Genomic DNA, 5,812 nt, shown 5'->3' with positions numbered 1-5,812 from the left:
CTGCCTTTTGCGTGCAATACCACCCTGAGGCCGCGCCGGGCCCGACCGATGCGCATTACCTGTTCTCCGCGTTCGCGCGCTTGATGGAGGGACGTAAGGATTATCTGGACATCGACATCGCCGTCGATCGCTTGGCCGGCTGGCGGTTCGGCGCCGAAGCAGCGAAGGAGCCCGCGAATGCCTAAACGCAACGATATCGAAACCATCCTGGTCATAGGGTCGGGTCCCATCGTCATCGGGCAAGCATGCGAATTCGATTACTCTGGCACGCAGGCCTGCAAGGTGCTCAAGGATGAGGGCTATCGCGTGGTGCTGGTCAACTCGAACCCGGCCACCATCATGACCGATCCCGCCATGGCCGACCGCACCTATGTCGAGCCGATCACCGCCGAGTTCGTCGAACGGGTCATCGCCCGCGAGCATCCCGATGCGCTGCTTCCCACTTTAGGCGGGCAAACCGGCCTCAACGCCGCGGTCGAGCTTGCCGAATCCGGCGTTTTGGGGAAATACGGCGTGGAGATGATCGGCTGCGACCTTGACGCCATCAAACGCGGCGAGGATAGAAAGCTGTTCAACGAGTGCATGGCGGAGCTTGGCATCGAAACGGCCCGCAGCGATTACGCATATCGCGTCGAGGATGCGCTGGCCATCGTGGAAAAGCTCGGGTATCCGGTGGTTTTGCGCCCGAGCTTCACCATGGGCGGCGCCGGCGGCGGCATCGCGCACAACGAGGAGGAGCTGCGCCTTATCGTGTCGCAGGGCCTGGAGCTGTCGCCTGCCGGCGAGGTGCTCGTGGAGGAGTCCATCGAGGGCTGGAAAGAGTACGAGATGGAGGTCATGCGCGATAAGGCTGGAAACGGCATCATCGTCTGCTCCATCGAAAACCTTGACGCCATGGGCGTGCACACGGGCGATTCCATCACCGTCGCCCCTGCTCAAACGCTCAGCGATGTGGAATACCAGCGCATGCGCGCGGCAAGCCTGGCCATCCTTGAGAAGGTGGGCGTGGAAACGGGCGGATCGAACGTGCAGTTCGCCGTGAACCCGCAAAACGGCCGCATGGTGGTCATCGAGATGAACCCGCGCGTGTCGCGCTCCTCGGCGCTTGCCTCAAAGGCCACCGGCTTCCCCATCGCGAAGGCGGCGGCGCGCCTTGCCGTCGGGTACACGCTCGACGAGATCGTCAACGACATCACCAAGGCCACGCCCGCCTGCTTCGAGCCTTCCATCGACTATTGCGTGGTGAAGGTCCCGCGCTTCGCGTTCGAGAAGTTCCAGGGTGCCGATGATGTCTTGTCCACGCGCATGAAGGCCGTCGGTGAGATCATGGCGATCGGGCGTACGTTCGAGGAGGCATTGGGCAAGGCCATGCGCTCGCTGGAAAACGGACGTGCCGGCTTGAACGCCGATGGCAAATGCAAGGAGGTCTTGGAGCAGGACGGCTTCGATGAGCTGGTCGGCCGCCCGACGCAAGATCGCATCTTCTACATGGCAGAGGCGCTGCGCCGCGGATGGAGCACGGAGCGGTTGCATGCTGCCACGGGCATCGATCCGTGGTTCATCGATCGCATGCGCGATATCGTGACCATCGAGGATAACCTTCGCGGCTTGCCGCTCGACCAGCTTGATGCGGACGCCTTCCGTCTTCTGAAGCGCATGGGCCTGTCCGATGTGCAGATCGGGCATCTTTGCGGCGCCGATGAGCTGGAAGTGCGCGCGCAGCGCAAGCATCTCGGCGTGGTGCCCGCGTTCAAGACGGTCGATACCTGTGCTGCCGAATTCCCCGGCACCACGGCATACCACTACAAAACCTACGATGCCGACGAAAACGAGGCCGTTGCCACGCCAGGGCGCAAGAGCGTCATGATCTTGGGCGCCGGCCCGAACCGCATCGGGCAGGGCATCGAGTTCGATTACTGCTGCGTGCATGCCAGCTATGCGCTGCGCGATGCGGGGTACGAGACCATCATGGTCAACTGCAACCCCGAAACCGTGTCGACCGACTACGATACCTCCGATAAGCTCTATTTCGAGCCGCTCACGTTCGAAGACGTCATGGACATCGTCGATGTCGAGCAGCCCTATGGCGTGGTGGTCACGTTAGGCGGGCAAACCCCGCTGAAGCTGGCCGCGGCTCTGCAGGATGCGGGCGTCAACATCATGGGCACGAAGCCCGAGGCCATCGACCTTGCCGAGGACCGCGACCGATTCCGCGCCGTGTGCGATGAGCTCGACATCGCGTATCCGGCTGCGGGGCAGGCGACCACCTTCGAGCAGGCGCGCGCGGTTGCCGCCGATATCGGCTTCCCGCTGCTCGTGCGCCCCAGCTACGTGCTCGGCGGGCGCGGCATGGGTATCGTCTACAACGATGGCCAGCTGAAACGCTACATGGCCGAGGCGGCCAAGATCACGCCGGATCATCCGGTATATCTCGATCGCTTCCTTGAGGGAGCGGTCGAGCTCGACCTTGACGCTTTGTGCGACGGCGCCGAGACGTATGTCGGCGCTATCATGGAGCACATCGAGATGGCCGGCATCCATTCCGGCGACTCTGCGTGCTGCACGCCGCCGTTCTCTCTTTCCGACGCAATTCAGGCGCAGCTGCGCTCCATCGCGCGCCGCCTGGCGCTGCGCTTGGGCGTGGTGGGCCTGCTCAACATCCAGTTCGCCATCAAAGACCAGGTCATCTATATGATCGAGGCAAATCCGCGCGCTAGCCGCACCGTGCCGTTCGCCTCGAAGGCGACCGGCGTGCCCCTGGCCCAGGCGGCGGCCCGCATCATGGCGGGGGAGCGCATCGCTGATCTGCGCCTGCCCAGCGACGAGCGGCGTTTGGACCATTTCAGCGTCAAGGAGGCGGTCATGCCCTTCGGCCGCTTCCCGGGCGCCGATACCATCCTTGGACCTGAGATGAAATCGACCGGCGAGGTCATGGGCATCGCCGAGAACTTCCCGTGTGCGTTCGATAAAACGCAGCTTGCCATCAGCTACAAGCTTCCTGAAGGGGGAACGGTGTTCGTCAGCGTGTGCGATCGCGACAAGCGCGGCATCGTGCCCATTGCACGCGATTTCGTGCGCCTCGGCTTCCATATCGTGGCTACTTTGGGCACCGCACGGACGCTTCAGGCAGCCGGTGTAGACTGTACACCGGTGAAGAAGATCAGCGAAGGATCGCCCAACGTGCTCGACATGCTCGTCGGAGGCGAGATAGCGCTCATGATCAACACGCCGTTCGGCCATGCCACCCGCGATGACGGCTATGAACTTCGCACCGAGGCCGTCAAGCACGGGGTCACGCAAATCACCACGCTTGCGGGCGCTCAGGCCATGGCTGCCGGCTTGGAGGCCATGCGTGCGAACGGGCTTAAGGTGATCGCGCTGCAAGATCTTCCGCAGCATCCTTTGCCGATCGAAGGGGATCCGGTGCAGTAGGGCTCATACCCGCCATGCGCATGCGTTCCGGTGGTTCGATCCGCGTATGTTATGAGCCTTTTGCTCCTTTTGCCTCGTGGTCCCCGTCGTCGTGCGAATCGGCGGGGAAGCGGCAACGGTGATGGGTTTCGCGCGGTGGCGCCCCGCAAAGCTTGCAGGGCGCCACCGCCTTCTATGTCGTCCCGAGCCTTGCTCTTCATCGCTTCTCGTGCGGGCTTTCGGGCGCGCTCATGGTCCGTTTGCGTGCGACTTGTCGGCATTTCCCCCCGTCAGCTGCAGCAATGGTACAATCGCTCACAACGTAGCCAGGGCCGCATCGCGGCCACCGTGACGGAAGGAGCCCTGTGGCGCTTGTGAACGAGCGGGTCCGCATTCTGGAAAACGAGTGCGTCGGCCCGAATCTGTATCTCATGACGCTTTCCTCGCCGGCCATCGCGGCCGCGATCGAACCCGGTCAGTTCGTGCATATGAAGATCCCCGGAATGGAGGGCCACGTGCTGCGCCGTCCGTTTTCCGTATATGCGGCAGATGCCGCCGGCGGCACGCTCGACGTGCTGTATCAAACGGTCGGCTTCGGCACGAACCATCTTGCCGCGCTCGCACCCGATGTGGCAAACGAAATCGAATCCGCCGAACTCATCGGGCCGGTCGGCCGCCGCTGGCAGGCGCCCGCCGGAACGCAGCGCGCGCTGCTCGTGGGCGGCGGCGTGGGCGCGGCGCCCCTGTTCATGCTGTGCCAGGAGCTCGTCGGCTCCGGCGTGCATGTCGATGTGGTGCTCGGTGCGCAAACCGCCGATGCCCTTGTATGCTTGAAGCGCTACGAGCAGCTCCTGGGACGCGATGTGCGCGTGGCCACCGACGACGGCACGCTCGGCCGAAAAGGCTTCTGCACCTCCTTGGTCGAGGAGGCCCTCGCCGCCGGCGTCGACGGAGCCCCCTATCAGTACGTGGCGTGCTGCGGCCCCGAGCCCCTCATGAAGATCGTGGCCGGCCAGGCGGGCGAGGCCGGCGTGCCGTGCCAGATCTCCCTGGAAAAGCGCATGGCCTGCGGTGTGGGCGCGTGCTTGTCTTGCGTGGTCGACACGGTCGACGGCAAGAAGCGCTCGTGCGTGGACGGCCCGGTGTTCGATGCTGAAAAGGTGGTGTGGTAGATGACTGCGACCCCTATGCTTCCCGCAACCGCGGCTCCCACGAACGTGAACATGGCCGTCAACCTTGGCGGACTTGCTATGAAAAACCCCGTGACCACGGCTTCCGGCACCTTCGCCGCAGGTCGCGAGTACTCCGACTTTGTGGACGTCTCCGCCCTTGGCGCCGTCACCACCAAAGGCGTCTCGCTCAACGGCTGGGAGGGCAACGCCTCCCCGCGCATCGCCGAGGTTCCTTCCGGCATGCTCAACTCCATCGGCCTGCAAAACCCCGGCGTCGAGCATCTGAAGGCCTGCGAGCTGCCGTGGCTTGCCGAGGTGGGCGCAACCGCCATCGTGAACGTTTCCGGCCACAGCTTCGATGAGTACGTGCAGGTCATCGAGGCGCTCGAGGAAGCGCCCGTCGATGCGTACGAGGTCAACATCTCGTGCCCGAACGTCGATGCCGGCGGTATGACCCTCGGCACGCATGTGCCTTCCGTCGAGAAGGTGGTCGGCATGTGCCGTGAAGCAACCGCCCGCCCGCTCATCGTCAAGCTCACGCCCAACGTCACCGACATCTCCGAGATCGCCCGCGCCGCCGAGTCCGCCGGCGCCGATGCCATCTCGCTCATCAACACGCTCATGGGCATGGCCATCGACGCCGAGCGCCGCTGCACGCTCACGTCGCGTCCCTTCGCGGGCTTCTCCGGCCCTGCCATCAAACCCGTGGCCCTGCGCTGCGTGTGGCAGTGCCACAACGCGGTGAAGATCCCGCTTCTGGGCATGGGCGGCATCTCGAACGGCACCGACGCCGTGGAGTTCATGCTCGCCGGCGCCACCGCCGTGGCGGTGGGCACGGCGAACTTCGTCAACCCCCAGGCAACCATCGACGTCATCGACGGAATCGCCGACTATTGCGAGCGTCATGGCGTCAAAGACGTCAACGAACTGATTGGAGCGCTGCAATGCTAACCTCGTTTTCCGATATCCCCGAGCGCGACCGCGTCATCGTAGCCGTCGACTGCGACATCGAGGAGACCTTCGAGCTGGCCGACAAGCTGCAAGGCAAGGCCACCTGGATGAAGGTGGGCATGACGCTGTTCTACGCGAACGGCCCCGCCGTGGTCTATGCCCTCAAGGAGCGCGGCTTCAAGGTGTTCTTGGACCTGAAGTTCCATGACATTCCGCATCAGGTCGAGGGCGCGGCGTTCTCCGCTGCGGCCAGCGGTGCCGACATGATGACCATGCAC

General features: G+C 64.0%; 4 protein-coding genes and 1 pseudogene. All 5 read left to right on the top strand.

What is annotated here, in order from left to right; translation table 11 throughout:
* A pseudogene (locus tag Q0H50_RS07995) lies at window positions 1–185 on the top strand (carbamoyl-phosphate synthase small subunit); the annotation flags it as partial.
* The gene (gene carB, locus Q0H50_RS07990; RefSeq protein ID WP_294421200.1) at window positions 178–3,432 is read left to right on the top strand and encodes a carbamoyl-phosphate synthase large subunit; all 3,255 of its coding nucleotides are present in this window, start codon (window positions 178–180) and stop codon (window positions 3,430–3,432) included. The pseudogene Q0H50_RS07995 and the gene carB, both read left to right, overlap by 8 nt.
* Before the next feature lie 344 nt (window positions 3,433–3,776).
* Window positions 3,777–4,583, top strand: a complete 807-nt coding sequence (locus tag Q0H50_RS07985) for a dihydroorotate dehydrogenase electron transfer subunit (RefSeq protein ID WP_294421198.1) — start codon at window positions 3,777–3,779, stop codon at window positions 4,581–4,583.
* The gene (locus Q0H50_RS07980) at window positions 4,584–5,534 is read left to right on the top strand and encodes a dihydroorotate dehydrogenase (protein ID WP_294421196.1); all 951 of its coding nucleotides are present in this window, start codon (window positions 4,584–4,586) and stop codon (window positions 5,532–5,534) included.
* Window positions 5,528–5,812, top strand: a 285-nt coding sequence (locus Q0H50_RS07975; RefSeq protein WP_294421192.1) for an orotidine 5'-phosphate decarboxylase / HUMPS family protein, incomplete at its 3' end; no start/stop codon positions are given. The genes Q0H50_RS07980 and Q0H50_RS07975, both read left to right, overlap by 7 nt.

Source organism: uncultured Senegalimassilia sp. (assembly GCF_934632265.1).
Lineage (GTDB): Bacteria > Actinomycetota > Coriobacteriia > Coriobacteriales > Eggerthellaceae > Senegalimassilia.
The sequence above is the reverse complement of the archived record's forward strand: the minus strand, read 5'-3'. Positions and strand labels throughout refer to the sequence as shown.